The 22,658-nt window shown below is 63.7% G+C and carries 20 protein-coding genes and 1 pseudogene; 15 read left to right on the forward strand and 6 right to left on the reverse strand.

Translation table 11 applies throughout. The features are described from left to right. Positions 1–116 precede the first annotated feature (116 nt). The 3 genes from AC0L2H_RS04635 to AC0L2H_RS04645 are packed head-to-tail and all read left to right on the forward strand — an operon-like array spanning position 117 to position 3,318. Positions 117–1,037, forward strand: a complete 921-nt coding sequence (locus AC0L2H_RS04635) for a LysR family transcriptional regulator (protein ID WP_473589100.1) — start codon at positions 117–119, stop codon at positions 1,035–1,037. A gap of 59 nt (positions 1,038–1,096) precedes the next feature. Beyond that, positions 1,097–2,056 carry an LLM class flavin-dependent oxidoreductase gene (locus AC0L2H_RS04640; protein WP_473589101.1) on the forward strand — a complete coding sequence of 320 codons (960 nt, stop codon included), beginning with the start codon at positions 1,097–1,099 and terminating at the stop codon, positions 2,054–2,056. Continuing rightward, entirely contained in the window at positions 2,053–3,318 is a 1,266-nt protein-coding gene (locus tag AC0L2H_RS04645) for an LLM class flavin-dependent oxidoreductase (protein ID WP_473589102.1), read from the forward strand. The genes AC0L2H_RS04640 and AC0L2H_RS04645 overlap by 4 nt, the downstream gene beginning before the upstream one ends. Positions 3,319–3,378: 60 nt before the next feature. On the opposite strand, the gene xdhC is transcribed toward AC0L2H_RS04645, so the two are convergent. The 4 genes from xdhC to uraH all read right to left on the reverse strand — a co-directional run bounded on the left by xdhC (position 3,379) and on the right by uraH (position 8,635). Next, positions 3,379–4,362: a xanthine dehydrogenase accessory protein XdhC gene (gene xdhC, locus AC0L2H_RS04650; RefSeq protein WP_473589103.1), complete on the reverse strand. Its 984-nt coding sequence runs from the start codon at positions 4,360–4,362 to the stop codon at positions 3,379–3,381. Between the two features lie 62 nt (positions 4,363–4,424). Beyond that, a complete protein-coding gene (xdhB, locus tag AC0L2H_RS04655) occupies positions 4,425–6,776 on the reverse strand; it encodes a xanthine dehydrogenase molybdopterin binding subunit (protein WP_473589104.1) in 2,352 nt (783 codons plus the stop codon). Further along, positions 6,776–8,257 carry a xanthine dehydrogenase small subunit gene (gene xdhA, locus AC0L2H_RS04660; RefSeq protein WP_473589105.1) on the reverse strand — a complete coding sequence of 494 codons (1,482 nt, stop codon included), beginning with the start codon at positions 8,255–8,257 and terminating at the stop codon, positions 6,776–6,778. The genes xdhB and xdhA overlap by 1 nt, the downstream gene beginning before the upstream one ends. 3 nt (positions 8,258–8,260) lie before the next feature. Next, complete coding sequence (gene uraH / locus AC0L2H_RS04665; protein ID WP_473589106.1) at positions 8,261–8,635, reverse strand: hydroxyisourate hydrolase; 375 nt, start codon at positions 8,633–8,635, stop codon at positions 8,261–8,263. A gap of 196 nt (positions 8,636–8,831) precedes the next feature. Between uraH and puuE the strand changes: the two genes are divergently transcribed. From puuE to AC0L2H_RS04685, 4 genes are read left to right on the forward strand one after another with little or no spacing between them, the layout of a single operon-like run. Beyond that, the gene (puuE, locus tag AC0L2H_RS04670) at positions 8,832–10,256 is read left to right on the forward strand and encodes an allantoinase PuuE (RefSeq protein ID WP_473589107.1); all 1,425 of its coding nucleotides are present in this window, start codon (positions 8,832–8,834) and stop codon (positions 10,254–10,256) included. A 10-nt stretch (positions 10,257–10,266) separates the two neighbouring features. Continuing rightward, a complete protein-coding gene (locus AC0L2H_RS04675; protein WP_473589108.1) occupies positions 10,267–11,133 on the forward strand; it encodes a bifunctional allantoicase/(S)-ureidoglycine aminohydrolase in 867 nt (288 codons plus the stop codon). Beyond that, positions 11,130–11,633: an ureidoglycolate lyase gene (locus AC0L2H_RS04680; protein WP_473589109.1), complete on the forward strand. Its 504-nt coding sequence runs from the start codon at positions 11,130–11,132 to the stop codon at positions 11,631–11,633. The genes AC0L2H_RS04675 and AC0L2H_RS04680 overlap by 4 nt, the downstream gene beginning before the upstream one ends. Continuing rightward, on the forward strand, positions 11,633–12,226 hold the full coding sequence (locus tag AC0L2H_RS04685) for a nucleoside deaminase (protein ID WP_473589110.1): 594 nt from the start codon (positions 11,633–11,635) through the stop codon (positions 12,224–12,226). Before AC0L2H_RS04680 ends, AC0L2H_RS04685 begins: the two co-directional genes overlap by 1 nt. Positions 12,227–12,250: 24 nt before the next feature. On the opposite strand, the gene AC0L2H_RS04690 is transcribed toward AC0L2H_RS04685, so the two are convergent. Next, positions 12,251–12,562, reverse strand: a complete 312-nt coding sequence (locus AC0L2H_RS04690; protein WP_473589112.1) for a BrnA antitoxin family protein — start codon at positions 12,560–12,562, stop codon at positions 12,251–12,253. After that, positions 12,549–12,804, reverse strand: a pseudogene (locus tag AC0L2H_RS04695) (BrnT family toxin). The gene AC0L2H_RS04690 and the pseudogene AC0L2H_RS04695 overlap by 14 nt, the downstream one beginning before the upstream one ends. Positions 12,805–12,986: 182 nt before the next feature. Here AC0L2H_RS04695 and AC0L2H_RS04700 point away from each other — a divergent pair. From AC0L2H_RS04700 to AC0L2H_RS04735, 8 genes are all read left to right on the forward strand, one after another. Next, positions 12,987–14,972 (forward strand): CocE/NonD family hydrolase, encoded by a 1,986-nt coding sequence (locus AC0L2H_RS04700; protein WP_473589113.1) that lies wholly within the window; start codon positions 12,987–12,989, stop codon positions 14,970–14,972. 154 nt (positions 14,973–15,126) lie between these two features. After that, the gene (locus AC0L2H_RS04705; protein ID WP_473589114.1) at positions 15,127–16,713 is read left to right on the forward strand and encodes an ABC transporter substrate-binding protein; all 1,587 of its coding nucleotides are present in this window, start codon (positions 15,127–15,129) and stop codon (positions 16,711–16,713) included. Between the two features lie 16 nt (positions 16,714–16,729). Further along, positions 16,730–17,689, forward strand: a complete 960-nt coding sequence (locus tag AC0L2H_RS04710) for an ABC transporter permease (protein ID WP_473589115.1) — start codon at positions 16,730–16,732, stop codon at positions 17,687–17,689. 10 nt (positions 17,690–17,699) lie between these two features. Further along, on the forward strand, positions 17,700–18,524 hold the full coding sequence (locus AC0L2H_RS04715; RefSeq protein ID WP_107649114.1) for an ABC transporter permease: 825 nt from the start codon (positions 17,700–17,702) through the stop codon (positions 18,522–18,524). Then, positions 18,524–20,179 (forward strand): ABC transporter ATP-binding protein, encoded by a 1,656-nt coding sequence (locus AC0L2H_RS04720; RefSeq protein WP_473589116.1) that lies wholly within the window; start codon positions 18,524–18,526, stop codon positions 20,177–20,179. The genes AC0L2H_RS04715 and AC0L2H_RS04720 overlap by 1 nt, the downstream gene beginning before the upstream one ends. Positions 20,180–20,266: 87 nt before the next feature. Further along, complete coding sequence (locus AC0L2H_RS04725) at positions 20,267–21,106, forward strand: alkaline phosphatase family protein (protein WP_473589117.1); 840 nt, start codon at positions 20,267–20,269, stop codon at positions 21,104–21,106. 280 nt (positions 21,107–21,386) lie between these two features. Continuing rightward, positions 21,387–21,953 (forward strand): sigma-70 family RNA polymerase sigma factor, encoded by a 567-nt coding sequence (locus AC0L2H_RS04730; protein WP_107649250.1) that lies wholly within the window; start codon positions 21,387–21,389, stop codon positions 21,951–21,953. After that, complete coding sequence (locus AC0L2H_RS04735) at positions 21,950–22,618, forward strand: anti-sigma factor (RefSeq protein WP_473589118.1); 669 nt, start codon at positions 21,950–21,952, stop codon at positions 22,616–22,618. Before AC0L2H_RS04730 ends, AC0L2H_RS04735 begins: the two co-directional genes overlap by 4 nt. Positions 22,619–22,658 lie beyond the last annotated feature (40 nt).

Genomic DNA, 22,658 nt, shown 5'->3' on the forward strand with positions numbered 1-22,658 from the left:
CGCGCAAAGGACGCTGTCGCACTTTTTATCTGGCGCATGATCCTTTCCGAAAATCGATTCCGATTTTCGGGGTCATGCGCTAGGCTGATCACCGCAAACCGGCGAAGGTGCTCCTTATGGCCTATCTCGACAACATCGCCGTTTTCGTGCGCGTCGTCGAACTCGGCAATCTGTCGGCGGCGGGCCGCGATATGCGCATCTCGCCGGCGGTCGCCTCCAACCGCATCAAGGAGCTGGAGAAACACCTCGGCGTCAGGCTGTTCAACCGCACGACCAGGCAATTGATGCCCACCGAGCACGGCACGGTTTTTTACTCGGGCGCCAAGCAGGTGCTGGAGGCGATCACCGAGGCGGAAGCCGCGGTCAGCGCCTTGTCGGGCCAGCCTCGCGGCACCATTCGCGTCACGGCGCCCTTGGGTCTTGGCCGCCGGCTGGTGGCGTCGGGCATTCCCGATTTCCACGACAAGTACCCTGACATCGAGGTGCGGCTCCGGCTCTCCGATCACAATGTCGACATCATGAAGGAAGGCATCGACGTCGCCTTCCGGCTGGGCATCATCGAGGATTCCAGCCTCAGGATGCGCGGCATCATGGAATGCGAACGGGTGCTGGTGGCGGCGCCGAAATATCTGGAGGCGCGCGGCGAACCAGCCGAGCCGCAGGAGCTGATCGGCAAGAAGCACGACTGCCTGATGCTGCGCTATTCCGGCGCGCGCGAATATGTGTGGACGTTGCAGACCGCGGACGGCCCGCGGAAATTCGAGGTGCACGGCCCCTACGACACCGACGATGGCGATGTGCTGACCGGCTGGGCGCTGTCGGGCCGCGGCATCATCAACAAGCCGCGCTTCGAGGTCGAGCCGTTCATTCGCGACCGGCGGCTGAAGGTGATCCTCGCCAATGCGCCGCCGACACCGGTACAGTTCGCCGCCGTCTACCCGCACAAGAAGCTGCAGGACCCGAAAGTGCGGCTGCTGCTCGACTTCATGGCCGAGCGCTGCCAGCGGCTGATCAGGGATATTCTGGCCGGCAAGTGAAGGGCAGCTGGCCCACTCTATGGGCTTGCCTTGCGCGAAGGCGGACTTAGGTTCGCGTCATGCATCTCGCCGTTTCGCTCAACATCACTTCCGCGCCCGGACAGGCCGGTCCGGACTTCAGCTTCATAGCCAGCTTTGTCCGGCAGCTGGAAGCGGCTGGGCTGGACATGGTTGTCCTTGCCGATCGCATGCCCGGCAACGGCGGATCGAGAAGCCCGTTCGAAGCAACGACCTTGCTGGCGGCCCTGGCGACGGTGACAAGCAGGATCGGCCTCGTCGCAGCGGCATCGACGGTCGCCCACCAGCCCTACAATCTGGCGCGCCGTTTTGCTTCGCTCGACATCATCAGCCACGGCCGGGCCGGCTGGAGCGCGACCATGGCCCAGGATCCGCGCGAGGCGGCCAATTTCAGCCGGCCGGACGGGTTTTCCCCTGACGATTTTCGCCGCCGCGCGCAAGAATATATTGGCGTCGTTCAAGGCCTGTGGAACGGCTGGGAGGCGGACGCGCTGTTGTTCGACAAAAGCAATGGCCGCTTCCACGACCCGGAAAAGATGCATCTGCTCGACCACAAGGGCGAGTTTTTCTCGGTGCGCGGGCCGCTCAATGTGGCGCGCTCACCGCAGGATACGCCGGTGCTCGTGCTATCCGGCCTGACGGAGGACGACCTCGATTTCGCCGCCCGCACCGCCGATGTCGTCCTGCTGGAAGGTTCGGCGGAGGACGTCAAGCTGCGCCACGACGATCTGAAGCGCCGTGTCGCGGCATGCGGACGTGAACCGGACGCAGTCAAGCTGCTGATCACTATCGGGGGCGATGTCATCGTCGACAGGCTCGAAACATTTTTCCGGACGGAAAGCTGCGACGGGTTCAACATCCTGATGCCGCCTCTGCCTTCGGCGCTCCGCGATTTCGTCGACCGCGTGCTGCCGGACCTTTGCCGCCGCGGCCTGTTTCGACAGGACTATCCCGGGACGACGCTGCGCTCGCATCTCGGACTTGCCGGAGGCGACCGATGACCGGCACCTCACGCCAGATGAAGCTCGGCCTCTTCCTTTGGGCAACCGGCCACCACATCGCCGCCTGGCGCCATCCCGAGGCGCATGTGACGGCGGGTATCGACATCGACCACTACATCCAGCTGGCGCGCATGGCGGAGGCGGCGAAGTTCGACATGATCTTTTGCGAGGACGCGGCCGGCCTGCGCGAAGCCGATGTCGGCATAGCCAGCCAGACCTCGCGTTCGATCGGCTTCGAGCCGATCAGCCTGCTTTCGGCTCTCGCGGTCCAGACCGAACGCATCGGCCTCGTTTCCACGGCTTCGACCAGCTACAACGAGCCCTACGGGCTGGCACGGACCTTCCTGTCGCTCGACCGTCTGAGCGGTGGGCGGGCGGGCTGGAACCTGGTCACCTCGGCCAGTCCCATCGAAGCCGCCAATTTCGGCTCCACAGGCCTCAAGCCCCATGCCGACCGCTACGTGCGGGCGCGGGAATTCGCTGAAGTGGTCACCGGGCTTTGGCACGGCGCGGACGCGACTGACCCAAACCATGAAGGCCAGAGCTTTTCGGTGAAGTATGCGCTCGATCTGCCGCGCTCGCAGCAGGGCGCGCCGGTGATGGTCCAGGCCGGCGCCTCGGACGTCGGCCGGGACCTTGCCTCCCGTACCGCCGATGTGGTGTTCACGGCGGCGCAGACTTTCGAGGAAGCAAAGGTCTTTTACGACGATCTCAAGGGGCGGCTGGCGGCTTACGGGCGCGAGCCGGACGACATCAAGATCATGCCGGGCGTTTCCCCGGTGGTGGCAGAAACGGAAGCGGAAGCCCGCGAGAAATATGAGGAACTGCAGGAGCTGATCCCCGACGATGTCGGCGTCGCGCTGCTCTCCAGCTATCTCAGCATCTCCGATCTCGGACGCTATCCGATTGATGGACCGATGCCGGAGTTGCCTGAGACAGAGGGCATGAAAAGCCGACAGGCGCTGGTTGTCGAGCAATCACGCCGCGACGGTCTTTCCATCCGCCAGCTTGCCCGTCATTTCGCCGGCGCACGCGGCCACTGGCGCATCGTCGGGACAGCCGCGCAGGTCGCGGACGAGTTGCAGGCACGGTTCGAAGGCGGCGCTGCCGACGGCTACAACGTCATGCCTTCCTGGTTTCCTGGCGAACTCGACGCCTTTGCGACGCTCGTCGTGCCGGAACTGCAACGACGTGGGCTGTTCCGCAAGGAATACCAAGGCCGCACTCTGCGAGAACATCTCGGTCTGAAACTGCCCGCATAGGAGCAAGCACCGCACGCATCGATGCCGTTCGCTTAGGAAGACGCCGGTTAAATAGTTGAGTTATTCGGCCATCGCTTTCCCGTGGAAAGCCGGGTTTGGCATTGCTGTCGAATGGGACACCAGCGCCGTCATGATCTCGGCGACGGCAAGTGCCGCGATCACCTGCGGGCGCTTGTCGTTGACGGCATCGCCGCCGATTGGCGAGACGAGGCGGGCGAACTCCGCCTCGCTGCCTTCCGCCGACTTCAGGAACCAGCTTTTGAACGTCGCCTTCTTGGTCTTCGAGCCGATCATGCCGACATAGGCGGTGTCGCCGCGCTTCAGCGCCTCGGCGACGATCAGGAAATCCAGCGCGTGGTCATGGGTTAGGATGGCGAAGGCGGCTCCCGCGGGCGCCTCGCGCACCACTGCCTCTGGCATCGGAGTCAGCCTTGTTTCGACCGTTTCCGGCATGCCCTCCAACGCCTCGGCACGCGTCTCGACAACGACGACATGCACCGGCAGCAAGGCCGCCGCCGACGCCAGCGCCTGGCCGACATGGCCGCCACCGAAGAGGTAGACGTGCGGCAGGTTGGCCTCCTCGGTTTCCGCCGCTGTGACAAGTTCCCGCGCCAGCGCCGCATCGACGAGCCGGATCAGCACTTCGACGCGTCCACCGCAGCATTGGCCGATCTCCGGCCCGAGCGGCACATCGAGCGTGGCGCGGCTTTCCCTCCCCCTTGAGGGGAGGGTGGCGGCGAAGCCGTCGGGTGGGGTCGCTGCGGCAGCGCTCGACGCTTTGGCGGTGCCTTCTGAGACGACCCCCTCTGGCCGCTTCGCGGCCATCTCCCCCTCAAGGGGGGAGAAGAGCATCTGCCGTGCCTTGTCGATCGCCATGTATTCGAGCTGGCCGCCGCCGATCGTGCCTGATATCGCCGATGCCGAGACCAGCATGAAGGCGCCCTTCTCGCGCGGCGTCGAGCCTTTTGTCCCGGCGACCTCGACCAGCGCAATGCGGCCTTGCCCAGCAAGGAAGTCTTTCAGGCTTTGCACTTTCGAGTTCATGGCTCACGTTCCCGAAGGGGAAATATAGGCTTTTCAGGCTGGATTTGCACCGTTTGACCGGATCAGGTCCCCGCCTTGGCCTCCGCTTTCAGCCGCTCGATCGCCATCAGCACCCGTTCTGGTGTCGCCGGTGCATCAAGGCGCGGGCAGACCTTGTGGCCGGCGACGCTGGCCACCGCGTCCGACAGCGCATGCAGTACCGACATGCCGAGCGGGAACGGCGGCTCGCCGACGGCCTTGGAGCGATGCACGGTCGGTTCATGCGCCTCCGGCCAGTCGGCCAGCGTGACGTTGAAGATCTTCGGCCGGTCGGAAGCCAAGGGGATTTTGTAGGTCGACGGCGCATGGGTGCGCAGCCGGCCCTTGGCGTCCCACCACAGTTCCTCCGTCGTCAGCCAGCCCATGCCCTGGATGAAGCCACCCTCGATCTGGCCGAGATCGATGGCGCGGTTCAGCGAGCGGCCGGTCTCGTGCAATATATCGGTGCGTTCGACCACATATTCGCCGGTCAGCGTGTCGACCGAGACTTCCGAGCAGGAAGCGCCATAGGCGAAATAGTAGAAGGGACGGCCTTGGCCCTTGTCGCGGTTCCAGTGGATTTTCGGCGTCTTGTAGAAACCCGCCGCCGAAAGCTGGATGCGGGCCATATAGGCCTGCTTGACGAGGTCGGCGAAGGCGATCTCCTGATTGCCGATGCGCACCCGGTTTGGCAGGAACAGCACCTGGTCGCGCGGCACCTGGTATTTTTCGGCGGCGAAATCTATCAGCCGCTCCTTGATCTGGCGGGCGCCGTGCTGCGCCGCCATGCCGTTGAGGTCGGTGCCGGATGAGGCAGCGGTGGCGGAAGTGTTCGGCACCTTGCCGGTCGTCGTCGCGGTGATCTTGACCTGGTCGAGATCGATCTGGAACTCTTCGGCCACCACTTGCGCGACCTTGAGATAGAGACCCTGCCCCATCTCGGTGCCGCCATGGTTCAGATGCACCGAGCCGTCGGTGTAGACATGCACCAGCGCGCCAGCCTGATTGTAATGCGTGGCGGTGAAGGAGATGCCGAACTTGACCGGCGTCAGCGCCAGGCCGCGCTTGATGAAGCGGCTGTTGGCGTTGAAGGCCCGGATGATGCGGCGGCGGCGTGCATAGTCTGAGCTCGCCTCCAGCTCGGCGACGATGCGATGGATGATGTTGTCCTCGACCGTCTGGTGATAGGGCGTGATGTTGCGATCCGAGGTGCCGTAGAAATTCTTCTTGCGGATCTCGAGCGGGTCCTTGCCGACGGCAAAGGCGACCTCGTCGATGACACGCTCGGCGCCGACCATGCCTTGCGGGCCACCGAAGCCGCGAAAGGCGGTGTTCGACACGGTGTTGGTGTAGAGCGGCGCCGACTGCGCATGCACCGCTGGCCAGAAATAGGTGTTGTCGCAGTGGAACAGGGCGCGGTCGGTGACCGGGCCGGACAGGTCCGACGAGAAGCCGCAGCGCGCCGCGAACATGAAGTCGACGCCTGATATATTGCCCTCGTCATCGAAGCCGACCTCGTAGTCGACGAGGAAGTCGTGGCGCTTGCCGGTTGCGATCATGTCATCGTCGCGGTCGGGGCGGATTTTTACCGCGCGGTGGTGCCGCTTCGCAGCGATTGCCGCGAGCGCGGCGAACTGGTTGCCTTGCGTTTCCTTGCCGCCGAAGCCGCCGCCCATGCGGCGGATTTCCACGGTGATGGCATTGCTCTGCACGCCGAGCGCGTGACTGACCATATGCTGGACTTCGCTCGGATGCTGGGTCGAGGAATAGATGGTGACGTCCTGGTCCTCGCCGGGAATGGCCATGGCGATATGGCCTTCGAGATAGAAATGCTCCTGGCCGCCAATGCGCATCTGCCCCTTGAGCCGACGCGGTGCCGCCTTGATCGCCGCGGCGGCATCGCCGCGCTTGAGAGTAAGCGGCGGCGTGACCAGCTTGTCCTTGTGGGGATCGAGCTCGCCGATGTCGGTGACGAAAGGCAATTCCTTGTACTCGACCTTGGCCAGCCTGGTGGCGCGGCGCGCCTGTTCGCGCGTCTCGGCGATAACACAGAAGATCGGCTGGCCATGGAATTGCACCTTGCCGTCGGCAAGCACCGGCTCGTCGTGACGGCCGGTCGGCGAAATGTCGTTCTCGCCGGGAACATCCCTGGCCGTCAGCACGTCGACGACGCCGGGTACGGCGCGCACCGCCGACAGGTCCATTTTCGTAATGGTGGCATGCGTTGCATTGGAAAGCCCGAGGCAGCCATGCAGCGTGCCTGCCGGTTCCGGCATGTCGTCGATATAGACGGCCGTGCCGCTGACATGCTTGTGCGCGGAATCATGGCGCTGGTCGGTGGCGACGCCACCCTTGATCTTCTGCGCCTTGAGGTCGGGGGTCGCGTGCTTGTTCATCAGGCTGCCTCGTACCGCGTCACCTGGATCGGCGCCTTGGTGCCGCTGGTTTCGGCGAAGAAACGCAGCAAAAGGTTCCTCGCCGCCAGCGCCCGATATTCAGCGCTTGCCCGCATATCGGTCAGCGGCGTGAAGTCGCTGGTGTACTCGGCCATCGCCGCCTCCACCGTTGCTTCCGTCCACAGCTTGCCGAGCAGCGCCTTCTCGACCGCGGAAGCCCGCTTCGGGGTTGCCGCCATGCCGCCATAGGCGATGCGGATATCGGCCACGCTGCCGTCCTTGGCGAGCGTCAGATTGAAGGCGCCGAGGGCCGCGGTGATATCCTCGTCGCGGCGCTTGGTGAGCTTGTAGACGGCAAACTTTGTGCCCTTGGCCGGCACCGGCACATGCACGGCCTCGACGAATTCGTCTGATAGCCGGTCCTGCTTGCCATAGGCGATGAAGAAATCCTCGAGCGGGATCGTCCGCCGCTTCTTGCCGCGACGCAGCGTCAGCCGTGCTCCGAGCGCGATCAGCGGCGGCGGCGTGTCGCCGATCGGCGAGCCGTTGGCGATGTTACCACCGATCGTGCCCATGTTGCGCACCTGCTCGCCGCCGATGCGGTCGAACAGCGGTCCCAGCGCCGGGATGCGCTTCGACAGCAACGCGAAGGCGTCGCTGTAGGTGACGCCGGCGCCGATCGAAATGACGCCCTTTTCCTCGGAAATCGTGCACAGCCCGTCGAGATTGTTGACGAAGACCGCCGGCGCGATGTCGCGCATATGCTTGGTGACCCAAAGGCCGACATCGGTCGAGCCGGCAACGATGGTGGCGCCCGGTTCCTTGTCGAGCACGCTTGCCAGATCGTCGGCATCGGCCGGCACGACCAGCCGCTGCTTGCCAGAGCCGATCTCGACGCGCGCACCGTCCTTCATCGCCGCAAGCTTCGCGGTGATTGCTTTGCGCTCCGCCGCCAACGGGTCCTTGGCCGCCTTGCCGTAGCTGGAGATGGCGCGTGCCGCGCGCACGATCGCTTCATAGCCGGTGCAGCGGCAGAGATTGCCTTGCAAGGCTTTCTCGATGGCCGCGTCCGACGGCTCCGGCGACCTCATCCAGAGCGCATAGAGCGACATGACAAAGCCCGGTGTGCAGAAGCCGCATTGCGAGCCGTGGAAATCGACCATCGCCTGCTGCACGGGGTGCAATTTGCCGGGCTCGCCGCGCAAATGCTCGACGGTGACGACATGGGCGCCGTCGAGCGAGCCGAGGAAACGTATGCAGGCATTGACGCCTTCATAGACCAGCCTGCCGGCGGAAAGCCGCCCGACCAGCACGGTGCAGGCGCCGCAATCGCCTTCGGCGCAGCCTTCCTTGGTGCCGCGCAGCGAGCGGTTGAGCCGCAGCCAGTCGAGCAAGGTCGCGTCAGGCGCGACAGTCGTCAGCGCCACATCCTCACCGTTCAGGATGAAGCGGATCTCGTTGCGGGTCTTGAGCCTGGCCATGTCTCAGCTCCCCCTGTAGGTCGAATAGCCATAGGGCGAGATCAGCAACGGCACATGATAGTGCACTGCCTCGGCCATGCCGAAGCGGATCGGCACACTGTCGAGAAAGGCCGGTTCCGGCAGTTTTGTTCCCTGCCGGCGCAGATAATCGCCGGCGGCGAAGACCAGCTCGTATTGGCCGGTGTGAAAGTCGGCGCCGGCAAGCAGCGGCGCATCGCAGCGGCCGTCATCGTTGGTGAGGACCGTCTTCAGATGGGTGCGCGTGGCGCCGTCGAGACGGTAGAGCGCAATCGACAGGCCTGCAGCCGGGCGGCCGGTCGCGGTGTCGAGGACATGGGTCGTCAGACACCCGCCATCGGCTTTCGACGTTTCTGCCACCTAGCCGTCTCCTGTTTCCGATATGAACGAATTGGCCCGGTACAATCGAACATAGTGATGAATTGTGCGCCCATTAAAGGCCATGCATAAGTCCCGGTCGAGCGGATCGCGGCAAAAAGCACTTTCAAAAATTTTCGGGGGAATGCGCGCGCGCTCCTTTCGATATCTTCACCTCGACCATCCGGCAGGAGTGACAATGCGTTACATCAGGGACATGCGCGGCTACGGAGCCAATCCGCCCGATCCGAAATGGCCCGGCGGCGCGCATGTGGCGGTGCAGTTCGTCGTCAATTACGAGGAAGGCGGCGAGAACTGCGTGCTGCATGGAGACAAGGCTTCGGAAGCCTTCCTGTCCGAGATCGTCGGCGCCGCACCCTGGCTTGGCCAGCGCCACTGGAACATGGAATCGATTTATGAATATGGCGCCCGCGCCGGCTTCTGGCGGCTCCATCGCCTGTTCACCGAGGTGGGGGTGCCGGTGACCTGCTACGGCGTCGCCACCGCGCTGGCGCGCTCGCCCGACCAGGTCGCCGCGATGCAGGAGGCCGGCTGGGAGATCGCTTCGCACGGGCTGAAATGGATCGACTATCGCGACCATGCACCGGAGGACGAGCGCCGCGACCTCGAAGAGGCGATCAAGCTGCACTACGAGGTGACCGGCGCGCGCCCGACCGGCTGGTATACCGGCCGCACCTCGGTCAACACCGTGCGGCTGGTGGCCGAGGAGGGCGGCTTCGATTATGTGTCGGACACCTATGACGACGAGCTGCCCTATTGGTTCGAGCATGACGGAGCCGAAAAGCCGCAGCTCGTCATCCCCTATACGCTCGACGCCAACGACATGCGTTTCGCCACGCCGCAGGGATTTAACTCCGGCGACCAGTTCTTTGCCTATCTCAGGGATAGTTTCGACACGCTCTATGCCGAGGGCAAAGAAGGGCGGCCGCGCATGATGAATATCGGCCTGCACTGCCGGCTCGTCGGCCGGCCGGGGCGGGTCGCGGCGCTGAAGCGCTTCGTCGACTATGTGAAGTCGCACGACAAGGTCTGGCTGGCTCGGCGCATCGACATCGCACGACACTGGCGGGAGACACATCCGTACCAGCCGCCGGCGTTGCGTCCTTCGAAAATGGAATTCGAGCCCTTCGTCCACGCTTTCGGTGGCGTGTTCGAACATTCGCCGTGGATTGCCGAGCGCGCCTATGAATTGGAACTCGGCGCGGCGCATGACAGTGCCGGAGGCCTGCACAATGCGCTCTGCCGGGTCTTCCGCGCGGCGACGGAGGCCGAGCGGCTGTCCGTGCTCAACGCCCATCCCGACCTTGCCGGCAAACTGGCAAAGGCCAGGCGGCTGACGGCAGAGTCGACGAAAGAGCAGGCGTCCGCCGGGCTCGATGCGCTGACCGACGAGGAGCGCGACCTCTTCTCGAAGCTCAATGCCGCCTATGTCACCACATTCGGCTTCCCTTTCATCATCGCGGTGAAGGGTAAGACCAAGGAAGAAATCCTGGCGGAGTTCGAGGCGCGCATCGGCAACAGCCGCGGCGCCGAATTCGAGACCGCCTGCAAACAGGTCGAGCGCATCGCGCTGCTTCGGCTGAGAGACATGCTGCCGCAATAGGTTGAAACCCATGGATACGATCAAGACGCCCGAGCGAACCTACTACGCGCCGCATGGCGGCCATCCCGGCCAGAGCGAGCTGTTGACCGGCCGCGCCGTCTTCACCGAGGCCTATGCCGTCATTCCCAGGGGGGTGATGCAGGACATCGTCACCAGCGCCCTGCCGTTCTGGGACAAGACCCGGGTGTGGATCATCGCGCGCCCGCTGTCCGGCTTTGCCGAGACCTTTTCGCAATACATCGTCGAGATCGCCCCAGGCGGCGGCAGCGACCGGCCGGAACTGGATGCCGGCGCCGAAGCCGTGCTGTTCGTGGTCGAGGGCGAGCTCAGCGTTTCGCTTGCCGGCAAAAAGCATAGCTTGAGGCCGGGCGGCTATGCTTTCCTGCCGCCGGCCAGCGGCTGGACCGTCCGCAATGAGAGCGGGGCGGCGACTGTACGCTTCCACTGGGTACGCAAGGCCTATGAGGCGGTCGACGGCATCGATACGCCGCAAGCCTTCTTCACCAACGAGCAGGACGTTGCACCGAGCCCGATGCCCGACACCGAGGGCCGCTGGGCGACGACGCGCTTCGTCGATCCTGAAGACATGCGCCACGACATGCATGTCACCATCGTCACGCTGGAGCCGGGCGCCGTCATCCCCTTCGCCGAGACCCATGTCATGGAGCATGGCCTCTATGTGCTGGAAGGCAAGGCGGTCTACCGCCTCAACCAGGACTGGGTCGAGGTCGAGGCCGGCGACTATATGTGGCTGCGCGCCTTCTGCCCGCAGGCCTGCTATGCCGGCGGGCCGGGTAAATTCCGCTACCTGCTCTACAAGGACGTCAACCGCCACGCCAAGCTCGGCGGGGCAGGTGTCGGGGGTCGTGCGCGGTGACCCGCATCGTCGCGCGGCCGCTGACCCGCGAGAACTTTGCCGAATTCGGCGACGTCGTCGACATGGGCGGCGACAACCACTACCCGATCAATGGCGGCAAGGCCGAGCGCTACCACGATCTCGCCACCGCCGAAGCCCGGGGACCGAATGCGCGCGTGCTGATCTCCATGGTGCGCGGCACGCCGTATGAATTGCCGCTGAAGCTGACCATGGTCGAGCGCCATCCCTTCGGCAGCCAGGCCTTCATCCCGCTGTCGCCGCGCCCGTTCCTGGTCGTGGTCTGCCATGACGGCAAGGACGGCCCCGGCGAGCCGCATGCCTTCATCACCGCACCCGGGCAGGGCATCAACTATCGGCGCAACCTCTGGCACGGCGTGCTGACGCCGATCGGTGAGCCCCAGGATTTCCTGATCGTCGATCGTGGCGGCGACGGCTCCAACCTCGAGGAGTGTCATTTTTCGCACCCTTACGAGATCCATCTTCCCGACAGGATTGCATAGTGACCGACATATCGCTGATCGACCGCCTGCTCGACGTGATCGAGCACGACATCGTGCCGAAGACAGCCGATGGCGTCGCCCATGGCAACAAGCTGTTCGGTGCGGCGATCCTGAGGAAGGACGATCGCTCGCTGGTGCTGGCCGAAACCAACAACGAGATCGAAAACCCGCTCTGGCACGGCGAGGTGCATTGCCTGAAGCGCTTCTACGAGATGCCCAGGGCCGAGCATGTCGACACCAAGGACGCCATTTTCCTTGCCACCCACGAGCCCTGCTCGCTCTGCCTGTCAGCGATCACCTGGACCGGCTTCGACAATTTCTACTACCTTTTCAGCCACGAGGATTCGCGCGACAGCTTCGCCATTCCGCACGATCTGAAGATCCTGAAGGAGGTCTTCACCCTCGACCCCGGCGGCTACAATGCCGAGAACGCCTATTGGAAGAGTTTTTCCATCCGCAGGATGGTTCGGGCGCTGCCGGAAGCCGAGTGCCTGCGGTTGGAAGCACGGATCGCGACAATCTCCGCGCTCTATGACGAGCTGTCCGGCGCCTATCAGGCGAGCAAGGCCGAGAATGACATTCCGCTGAATTGACGCGGTTCGGATGTTGGCCGTTGCCTAACCTACCTTCGCCTTCTTCAGCACCTCATTTATCCTGGCCTGCCAGCCTTTGCCTGTGGCCTTGAATTTGCTGACGACGTCCTGATCCAGGCGTATGGACACAACTTGCTTGGGCTTCTCCACGACCGGCCGGCCACGCGCACGCCTGATGCTCTCGAAAAGTTCCGGAAGCACTTCCGCGAAAGGCTTGGCTTGCGCCAGTTGCTCGTCGGTCGCCTCCGCGTCGTCGGGATCAGCAGCAATTTGTCTTTGAATTTCCGCTTCCTCCTCATCGGTGAGCGGTCGAATGGGAGATTTAGGATTGCTCATAGACTGACCTTTCCTTTCGGCTGGCACGACGCATCGAGATCACCGAAATCGCTTCGGAACCAAGCGGTTTGAAAACAACGGCGAGAACGGTCTCCTTGAATTCGCCAATCGCTTTGAGCCGGCCGGCTTTGGCTGGGAAGGACGGTCGCGGTCGCGAAAAACTCAATATCGAGTTTGGCAAAGTCGAGACCCCGATTTTCGAGGTTCGTCACACGCTTCGGCTCATCCCAGACGATTCTCAGGCGAGACATCCTCAGTGCGTCGGATCCAAGTGAATAAACGTAATACATAAATTAACGGAACTGTGCAAGATGGACGTCGAGCGTGGCACCGCCAAATCGTCGTCGCGGCGACACAGACCGTCGCCGGTTTGACTTCATGACATGCGCGCTTCATGCGTCACTGACATCCTGGAGAGAACCGCATGAAAACCGTCACCGAATTTCCCCGCAAGGTCGTCGAATTCCCTGATATGGGCATCGTCATGCCGGACGGCTGCCGGTTGTCGGCGCGGGTGTGGATGCCGGAAGATGCCGGTGACGATCCGGTGCCGGTCATCCTCGAACATCTGCCCTACCGCAAGCGCGACGGCACGATCTTTCGCGATCAGCTGACGCACCCCTATTTCGCCGGCCATGGCTATGCCTCGATCCGCGTCGACATGCGCGGCAATGGCGATTCCGAAGGGCTGATGGACGACGAATATTCCGAGCAGGAATTGCAGGACGCCTGCGATGTCATCGCCTGGGCAGCGGCCCAGCCCTGGTGCAACGGCAATGTCGGCATGATGGGCATCTCCTGGGGCGGCTTCAACTGCCTTCAGGTGGCGGCCAAGCAGCCGCCGGCGCTGAAAGCGGTGATCAGCCTGTGTTCGACCGTCGACCGCTATGCCGACGACATCCATTACAAGGGCGGCTGCCTGTTGATCGAAAATTTCGGCTGGGCCTCGACCATGCTGTCCTATTCGTCGCGGCCGCCGGACCCGCTGCTCGCCGGCGATAATAGGTGGCGCGATTTGTGGCTGACCCGGCTGGAGAACCAGAATTTCCTGATGCCGCTGTGGCTGAAGCACCAGCATCGCGACGCCTATTGGAAGCGCGGCTCGATCTGCGAGGATTTTTCCGCCGTTAAGGCTGCGGTGCTGTCGATCGGCGGCTGGCATGACGGCTACCGCAACACCATTTCCCACCTCGTGACCAACATCGAGGCGCCGGTCAAGGGCATCGTCGGTCCCTGGATCCACAAATACCCGCATTACGCGGCACCTACGCCGGCCATCGGTTTCCTGCAGGAAGCCTTGCGCTGGTGGGATCGCTGGCTGAAGGGCATCGACACCGGCGTCGAGGCCGACCCGGCCTACCGGGCCTATGTGATGGATAGCGTGCGCCCGGCGCGCTGGCATCCGGAGCGGACGGGCCGCTGGGTCGCGGAGCACGAATGGCCGTCGCCCGCCATCAAGACGCTGAAGATCGAGCTCATCCCTGCAGGCAACAAGCCGGCCATCGTCGCTTCGCCGCAGAACTGCGGCCTTGCCGGCGGCGAATATTTTCCCTTCACCTTCGGCCCGGAACTGCCCGGCGACCAGCGGCCCGACGATGCGCTGTCGGTGTGTTTCGACCAGCCCGCGCTGAGCGAAGCGATCGACATTTTAGGCGCACCGGAGGTTCTGGTCAGGCTTGCCTCCGACCGGCCCCAGGCGAACATCGCTGTGCGGCTGTGCGACGTGCATCCGGACGGCGCTTCGGAGCTGATCTCCTACGGGGTGCTCAACCTGACGCATCGCGACTCGCATGAATTCCCACAGGCACTGGTGCCGGGCGAGACCGTCTCGGCGCGGGTCGTGCTCGACCAATGCGGCTACCGCGTGCCGGCCGGACACCGGCTGCGCATTGCCGTCTCCAGCGCCTATTGGCCGATGATCTGGCCTTCGCCAGAGCCAGCAAGCCTCGACCTGTCGGCGGCGACGCTGATGCTGCCGCTGCGCCCGTTGGCGAAGGGCGACGAAGTCAGTTTCTCCTCGCCCGAAGGAGCCACGCCCTGGGCAACCGAGACGGTTCGGCCCGCCAATTCCGAGCGTCATGTCGATCGCGACGAGAAGACCGGCACCGTCACGCTCTCCATCACAGACGATTTCGGCGAAGTGCGCGATCTCGCCCATGGCCTTGCCAATGGCAGCATCGCCCGCGAGACCTGGACGATCCATCCTGACGATCCCTTGTCAGCATCGGGCAAGACCCACTGGACGCAAACCCTGTCGCGAAATGGATGGTCCGTGCGCACCGAAACATCCGCCGAAATGCGCTCTGACGCACAAAACTTCGTGGTTACGGCCAGAATCGAGGCCTATGAGGGCGAAATCCTGGTTTTCGAGCGCGATTTCGAGGAGAGAATACCGCGCAGCCTTGTCTGAGCGCTTATCGGGTTGGTCCAATTGCGACGTACGATTTACGCCACGGCATGTCGCATTCGGTCTTGCTTACCGCTTTCCCTTGCGGTCATTATTCTCCTCACAAGAAACAAGAAAAACGACCGTAAGGTCGTACCAACAGAGTGAGGAACTCAACATGTCGAATGAACTGGACTATCTCAGCCGGCGCGTCGCGTTCGGCAAGCTCAGCCGTCGTGACTTTCTCGGCCGCTCCGCCGCGCTCGGCGTCTCCGCCAGCTTCGCCAATTCGCTGCTTTCAAGTGCCGCCCGCGCTGCCGGTCCGGTCAAGGGCGGCACGCTGAAGGCGGGCCTGGTCGGCGGCGAATCCACCAACAGCCTCGACCCGGCGCTGATGATGACGCAGGTGCCGTTCGCCTTCGGCAAATGCTGGGGCGAAATGATCGTCGAGCTCTCGCCCGAGGGCAAGCTCGAGAACCGCATCGCCGAGGAGATCGGCTCGTCGGACGACGCCAAGGTGTGGACGCTCAAGATCCGCGACGGCGTCGAGTTCCACAATGGCAAGACGGTGACCGCCGAGGACGTGGCCGCCACGCTCGAACGCCATTCAGACGAGAAGTCGAAGTCCGGCGCGCTCGGCTACATGAAAGGCATCGAGACCATCAAGGCCAGCGGCAAGGAAGTCGTGCTGACCTTGAAGGAGGCGAACGCCGACCTTCCCTACCTGCTCAGCGACTACCACCTGATCGTCCAGCCGAACGGCGGCAAGGACAAGCCCGATGCCGGCATCGGCGCCGGCCCGTACAAGATCGTGACCAACGAGCCTGGCGTGCGCCATGGCGGCGAGCGCTTCGCCAATTACTGGCAGGGCGACAAGATGGGCCATGCCGACCAGATCGAAGTCATCGTCATTAATGATGCCACGGCGCGCACGTCAGCCCTGCAGGGCGGTCAGGTCAACATGATCAACCGCGTCGAGCCGAAGATCGTCGACCTGATCAAGCGTCTGCCGGGTGTCACCATCCGCAACCATGCCGGCCCCGGCCACTACGTCTTCATCATGCATTGCGACACCGCGCCCTTCGACAACAACGATCTGCGCACCGCGCTGAAGCTGGCGATCGACCGCGAGGAGATGCTGGACAAGATCCTGCGTGGCTACGGCTCGCTCGGCAACGACTTCCCGATCAACGCGTCCTATCCGCTGTTCAGCGAGATCGAGCAGCGCAAATACGATCCCGACAAGGCCAAGTTCCACTACAAGAAGTCGGGTCACGACGGCACCGTGCTGCTCAGGACCTCGGACGTCGCCTTCCCTGGCGCCGTCGACGCCTCCCAGCTCTTCCAGCAGAGCGCAGCCAAGGCCGGCATCAAGATCGAGCTCAAGCGCGAGCCCGGCGACGGTTACTGGAACGAGGTCTGGAACAAGCAGCCCTTCTGCGCCTCCTATTGGGGCGGCCGCTCGACGCAGGACCAGATGTATTCGACGGCCTATCTGTCGTCGGCCGACTGGAACGACACGCGTTTCAAGCGCCCGGACTTCGACAAGATGGTGCTGGCGGCGCGCGCCGAGCTCGACGAGACCAAGCGCAAGCAGATGTACCACGACATGGCTGTCATGGTGCGCGACGAGGGCGGCCTGATCCTGCCGATGTTCAACCAGTTCATCGACGCGACGGGTGCCAAGGTCGGCGGCTGGGTCGACGACCCGCATCAGGAACTGATGAACGGCTACGCTTTGGCGAAGTGCTGGCTCGAAGCCTGAGCCTGGCCTTGCGGATATGTCCTCACCCATCGTGAAACTGGTGGCCCAGCGCGTTGCGCTGGGCATCCTTCTCCTGTTGGCCGTTTCGGTCCTGATCTTCGCCGGCACCCAGATCCTGCCGGGCGACGTCGCGCAAGCCATTCTCGGACAGTCGGCGACGCCAGAGTCGCTCGCCAATCTGCGCGAGCAACTGGGGCTGAACCAGCCGGCTTATGTCAGGTATTTCCAATGGCTTGGCGGCGTCTTGACCGGCGATCTCGGCACCGCCATGTCGAGCGGGCAGGACATTGCGACATCGATCAAGGGACGGTTGTGGAACACGCTGTTCCTCGCCTTCTGGGCGGCGATCGTGGCCGTACCGCTGGCGATCATCCTCGGCCTGATCGCGGTCCGCTACCGCAATGGCTGGGTCGACAAGCTGATCTCCGGCCTGGCGCTCGCCTCGACCTCGTTTCCCGAATTCTTCATCGGCTACGTGCTCGTCTATTTCTTCGCGGTGAAGTGGCAGATCTTTCCCGGTATCTCGACCGTTTATGACGGCATGCCCTTCGGCGAGCGCATGCAGGCGATCGCGCTGCCGGCCGCGGCGCTGACGCTGGTGGTGCTCGCCCATATGATGCGCATGACGCGCGCCGCGATCCTCAACGTGATGCAGTCGGCCTATGTCGAGACGGCGGAGTTGAAGGGGCTTTCAGCCTTCAATGTCATCCGCAAGCATGCCTTTCCCAACGCCATTGCGCCAATCATCAATGTCGTCATGCTCAACCTCGCTTACCTGATCGTCGGCGTCGTCGTGGTCGAGGTTATCTTCGTCTACCCCGGCATGGGGCAATATCTCGTCGACCATGTCACCAAGCGCGACGTGCCGGTGGTGCAGGCGGTCGGCCTGATCTTCGCCGCCGTCTATATCAGCCTGAACATCATTGCGGACATAGCGGCGATCGTCGCCAATCCGCGTCTCAGACATCCGAAGTGAGGGGGCGGGCATGCTCGATATAAAACGCATCCCCATCCCGGCGCTGATCGGCATCGTGCTGACGGCACTGTTCGTGCTGGCGGCGATCTTCGCGCCATGGATCGCGCCGCACGGCAATGGCGAGATCGTCGGCGATGTCTGGGAGCCGATGTCGGCGACCCATTGGCTGGGCACCGACAATCTCGGCCGCGATCTCTTGTCGCGCATGATCTATGGCGCCCGCATCACCTTGTTCATCGCCGTGCTGGCGACCGCGCTGTCTTTCTCGCTCGGCTCCATCCTCGGTTTCGCGGCGGCGGTTTTCGGCGGCTGGTTCGACACGCTCCTGTCGCGCCTTGTCGATCTCCTGATGTCGATCCCGACGCTGATCATGGCTCTCGTCGTGCTCTCGGTGCTGCCGACCAATCTGGTGACGCTGATCCTGGTCATGGGCATTCTCGATTCGACCCGCGTCTATCGCCTCTCACGGGCCGTCGCCGTCGACATCAACGTCATGGATTATGTCGAGGCGGCCAAGCTGCGCGGCGAAAACGAGATCTGGATCATCTTCCGCGAAATCCTGCCCAATGCGCTGTCGCCGCTGGTCTCGGAACTCGGCCTGCGCTTCATCTATGCGGTGCTGTTCCTGTCGACGCTGTCCTTCCTCGGCCTTGGCGTGCAGCCGCCTGACGCCGACTGGGGCGGCATGGTCAAGGAGAACAAGGACGGCATCGTCTTCGGCATTGCGGCAGCCCTGATCCCGGCGGCAGCGATCGCGGCCCTTGCGATCTCGGTCAATCTGGTCGCCGACTGGGTGCTCAACCGCACGACGAGCCTGAAGGGAGGACGCGGGTGATGGCTGACAGCAAATCAAAATCCGGCCTCCTGCTCGACATCCGCAATCTGCGCATCGAGGCCACGGTCTATCCGCCGGGCGAGGCGCCGAAGAACATCGTGCTGGTCCACGACGTCTCGCTGACGCTCGAGAAAGGCAAGGTGCTCGGCCTGATCGGCGAGTCCGGCGCCGGCAAGTCGACGATCGGCCTGTCGTCGATGGGCTATGGCCGCGGCGGCGTGCGCATCACCGGCGGCGAGGTGATCCTCAATGGCCGTGACATCCTCAAGGGCGGCAAGGATGGTTTTCGCAAATTGCGCGGCCGCGAGGTCTGCTACGTCGCGCAATCGGCGGCGGCGGCCTTCAACCCGGCGCACAGGTTGATGGACCAGGTTGTCGAAGCCACGCTGCTGCATGGCACGGCGACGCGAGCCGAGGCCGAGAAACGCGCCGTGGGCCTGTTCAGGAAGCTCAGCCTGCCGAACCCGGAAACGATCGGCGAGCGCTTTCCGCATCAGGTCTCCGGCGGCCAGCTTCAGCGCGTGATGACGGCGATGGCGCTCTGCTCGGAGCCCGATTTGATCGTCTTCGACGAGCCGACCACGGCGCTCGACGTGACGACGCAGATCGATGTTCTGGCGGCGATCAAGGATGCCATCCGCGACACCCATGTGGCGGCGCTCTACATCACCCACGACCTTGCCGTCGTCGCCCAAGTGTCGGACGAGATCATGGTGCTGCGCCATGGCCGGCTGGTCGAATGGGGCGGCACGCGCCAGATCATCAAGGAACCGCGCCAGGAATACACCAATGCGCTGGTGTCGGTGCACGAGATCGAACACCAGGAGCAGCAACCCGGCACGACGCCGTTCCTGTCGGTCAAGAACGTTACCGCCGCCTATGGCCGCAGCCATATCAAGGTGCTGAAGAACGTTTCCGTGGACATCTATCCCGGCCAGACGCTGGCCGTCGTTGGCGAGTCCGGTTCCGGCAAGTCGACGCTGGCGCGGGCCATCACCGGGCTTTTGCCGCCCGAGGAAGGCACCGTCACTTTCGATGGCAGGCCGCTTGCCAACAAGCTTGCCGACCGGCCGAAGGAGGATCTGCGCCAGCTGCAGATGATCTACCAGATGGCCGACGTGGCGATGAATCCGCGCCAGACCGTCGGCACCATCATCGGGCGACCGCTGGAGTTCTATTTCGGCATACGCGGCCGCGAGCGTGACAAACGCGTCGCCGACCTGCTCGACAAGATCGAGATGGGCAAGGGTTTCATCGACCGCTACCCGGCCGAGCTCTCCGGCGGCCAGAAGCAGCGCGTCTGCATTGCCCGCTCGCTCGCCGCCAAGCCGAAACTGATCATCTGCGACGAGGTGACTTCGGCGCTCGACCCGCTGGTGGCCCATGGCATCCTCGAACTACTGCTCGAACTGCAGAAGGAGGAAAGCGTCGCGTATCTGTTCATCACCCATGACCTGGCGACGGTGAAGTCGATCGCCGATTCGATCGCGGTGATGTATCGCGGCGAAGTGGTGCGCTATGGCGCCAAGAGCAAGGTGCTGACGCCGCCCTTCGACGCCTATACCGACCTTCTCCTGTCCTCCGTTCCCGAAATGGAGATCGGCTGGCTGGAAAAGGCGATAAAGGGACGGCGCATGGCTAGCGCGGGGAACTAGGATCCAGGCTCCTCTCGGCACATTCGGAGCTGCCGATTGGCTTGCTCCAGGTGCTGATTTCTCTGGCAAGACCCACATGGAGCCACCGTGGCGCTCGATACAAAACTCCTGCTCATCATCCTTGACGGCGTGCCCTATCGGAACTGGCGACGGCTGATGGGCAATCTCGAAGGCTGGGTGCAGTCGGGGGAGGCGCGCGTTTGGAAGATGCGCTCGGTGCTGCCGTCGACCTCGGCCTGCTGCTACGCCTCGATTCACACCGGGGTTGCGCCGCAGGTGCACGGCATCCTGTCCAATGAGAACCGGTTTCGCGTCGAACAGCCGGATATCTTTTCGGAAGTCGCCAAGGCCGGCGGCAAGACCGGAGCGGTCACCCATTCCTACTGGTCGGAATTCTTCCGGGCCTATCCGTTCGACCTGGTCGAGGACATGGAGTTCGACGAGCCGGGCGGGCCGATCACGCATGGCCGCTTCCACACCATGACCGGCTACAATCTGCGCAACCAGATGACGCCGAGCGACGTCGACCTGTTCGCGACGCTGACCATGCTGACCAGGCGCCACGGCATCGACTACGGCATTTTGCACACCTGCACGCTGGACTCGATGGGTCACCGCTTCGGCCATGACTGCCACGAGATGGATCACGCCGTCTATGCGATGGACGGCATGCTGGCCGCCTTCCTGCCGGGCTGGCGAGAGGCCGGCTATGAAGTGATCGTCACCGCCGATCACGGCCAGACCGATCGCGGGCATCATGGCGGCCATGACGACGAGATGCAGGATTTCGCGCTGTATTATTTTGGTACCGGCAAGGGTCCGGAGGCCGATACGTTGCTGGACCAATTGCAACTCGCACCGACGGTGCTGAAGCGTCTCGGCGTGCCGGTGCCGGTGACGATGAAGGCCAAGCCGTTTTTGGGGTGAGGGAGGCGACCACCAACGTTCGCGTCCCCCCTCTCCCCGTCCCTTACGGGGAGAGGGTAAGGGTGAGGGGCAGCGCGAAGGTTCGATGTGAACAGCGAACGCTGGCGCCGCCCCTCATCCGCCTGCCGGCACCTTCTCCCCGTATAGTGACGGGGAGAAGGGAGACGCTCTGGCAACCTCACCGCTCTTCGGCTAGCTTTCGAAAATTCCTTGGCGGAGGATGAACCTTTTTGGGTCGATCAACGACAGAGCAAGCAGGAGCCAGGCGGCTCGATCGGCCATGACGGCGGCGACGGAGACCGATCGCGCGCTTGTCGACCGGGTCGCGAAGGGCGACCGTGCCGCCGTGCGGCTCCTGTTCATGCGCCATCACGCGCGGGTCTACCGCTTCGTGGCGCGCCAGACGGGATCGGAAATGATGGCCGACGATATCGCGAACGAGGTCTTCCTCGAACTCTGGCGCCAGGCGCCCGGCTTCGAGGGACGCTCGGAAGTCTCGACATGGCTGCTCGGCATTGCGCGCTTCAAGGCGCTGTCGGTCCTGCGCAAGAAGAAGGAAGACTGGATCGACGACGATGACGCGGCCCAGGTGCCCGACAGCGCCGATACGCCGGAAGTCGTCACCATGAAGCAAGACAAGGGCGCTGCCTTGCGGAGCTTCGTCGACGCCTTGCCGGAGGAACACCGCACGGTGATCGACCTTGCCTATTACCATGGACAGTCGGTGGCCGAGATCGGCGAGGTGCTCGGTATACCGGTAGCCACCGTCAAGACCAGGATGTTCTATGCCCGCAAGAAACTCGGCGAAGCCTTGAAGGCCGCCGGTTACGACAGGGGGTGGCCATGAGCGCCGCTGAAAAGATGTCGCGCCGCGACGAGATGGAAACGCTGCTGCCGTTCTACCTGAACGGCTCGCTGGAGGGCTCGGATCTCGAAGCCGTCGAGGAATGGCTGGCGACCGATCCCGCAGCACTCGCGGCATTGGGCGAGGCGGAAGCCGAATTCTCCGGCACCGCCGCCGCCAATGAGGCGATCCGCCCGCCGGCCGATGCGTTGAGCCGCTTCGCCAAGGCGCTTGACGCCGAGGCCGGGCAGGCGCGCCAGCCAGCCGCATCGTCCTTCCTGGCGCAGGCGTGGGCCCGCTTCACGGCAGTGCCCGCCGGCGTCGCCTGGACCGCGGCGGCGGCACTGCTTGCCCTGGTCATGGTGCAATCGCTTGTGCCGCCCGGCGGCAAGGGCAGCGATTTCGAGATCGCCGGCGCGCAGGACGATCTGGCGAAAATGCCGTTCGCGCTGGTCAAGTTCAAGCCGGACGCGAAGATGTCCGACATCTCGACCTTTCTCGGCCAGAATGAGCTGAAAATATCAGGCGGGCCGACCGCGGATGGCGTGTTCCGCATCGCCATCCCGGCCACGACCGCCGCCGACTACGGCAAGGTGCTCGGCCTTATTGCCGCCCAGCCTTTCGCGGATGCTGTGATCGAGGGAAGGAAACCGGCCAGTGGCGGCTAGAGCATGATCCCTAAAAGTGGAATCCGGTTTTTGGAAAAGA

The organism is Mesorhizobium sp. WSM4871, assembly GCF_055811295.1.

Bases quoted from the DNA above. Each gene is read 5' to 3' on its own strand.
- AC0L2H_RS04640 (WP_473589101.1), top strand. From the start codon at position 1,097: ATGCATCTCGCCGTTTCGCTCAACATCACTTCCGCGCCCGGACAGGCC.
- AC0L2H_RS04645 (WP_473589102.1), top strand. From the start codon at position 2,053: ATGACCGGCACCTCACGCCAGATGAAGCTCGGCCTCTTCCTTTGGGCA.
- AC0L2H_RS04735 (WP_473589118.1), top strand. From the start codon at position 21,950: ATGAGCGCCGCTGAAAAGATGTCGCGCCGCGACGAGATGGAAACGCTG.
- AC0L2H_RS04635 (WP_473589100.1), top strand. From the start codon at position 117: ATGGCCTATCTCGACAACATCGCCGTTTTCGTGCGCGTCGTCGAACTC.
- xdhB (WP_473589104.1), bottom strand. From the start codon at position 6,776: ATGAACAAGCACGCGACCCCCGACCTCAAGGCGCAGAAGATCAAGGGT.
- AC0L2H_RS04675 (WP_473589108.1), top strand. From the start codon at position 10,267: ATGGATACGATCAAGACGCCCGAGCGAACCTACTACGCGCCGCATGGC.
- xdhA (WP_473589105.1), bottom strand. From the start codon at position 8,257: ATGGCCAGGCTCAAGACCCGCAACGAGATCCGCTTCATCCTGAACGGT.
- AC0L2H_RS04715 (WP_107649114.1), top strand. From the start codon at position 17,700: ATGCTCGATATAAAACGCATCCCCATCCCGGCGCTGATCGGCATCGTG.
- AC0L2H_RS04700 (WP_473589113.1), top strand. From the start codon at position 12,987: ATGAAAACCGTCACCGAATTTCCCCGCAAGGTCGTCGAATTCCCTGAT.
- AC0L2H_RS04710 (WP_473589115.1), top strand. From the start codon at position 16,730: ATGTCCTCACCCATCGTGAAACTGGTGGCCCAGCGCGTTGCGCTGGGC.
- AC0L2H_RS04690 (WP_473589112.1), bottom strand. From the start codon at position 12,562: ATGAGCAATCCTAAATCTCCCATTCGACCGCTCACCGATGAGGAGGAA.
- AC0L2H_RS04705 (WP_473589114.1), top strand. From the start codon at position 15,127: ATGTCGAATGAACTGGACTATCTCAGCCGGCGCGTCGCGTTCGGCAAG.
- xdhC (WP_473589103.1), bottom strand. From the start codon at position 4,362: ATGAACTCGAAAGTGCAAAGCCTGAAAGACTTCCTTGCTGGGCAAGGC.
- puuE (WP_473589107.1), top strand. From the start codon at position 8,832: ATGCGTTACATCAGGGACATGCGCGGCTACGGAGCCAATCCGCCCGAT.
- AC0L2H_RS04720 (WP_473589116.1), top strand. From the start codon at position 18,524: ATGGCTGACAGCAAATCAAAATCCGGCCTCCTGCTCGACATCCGCAAT.
- AC0L2H_RS04730 (WP_107649250.1), top strand. From the start codon at position 21,387: ATGACGGCGGCGACGGAGACCGATCGCGCGCTTGTCGACCGGGTCGCG.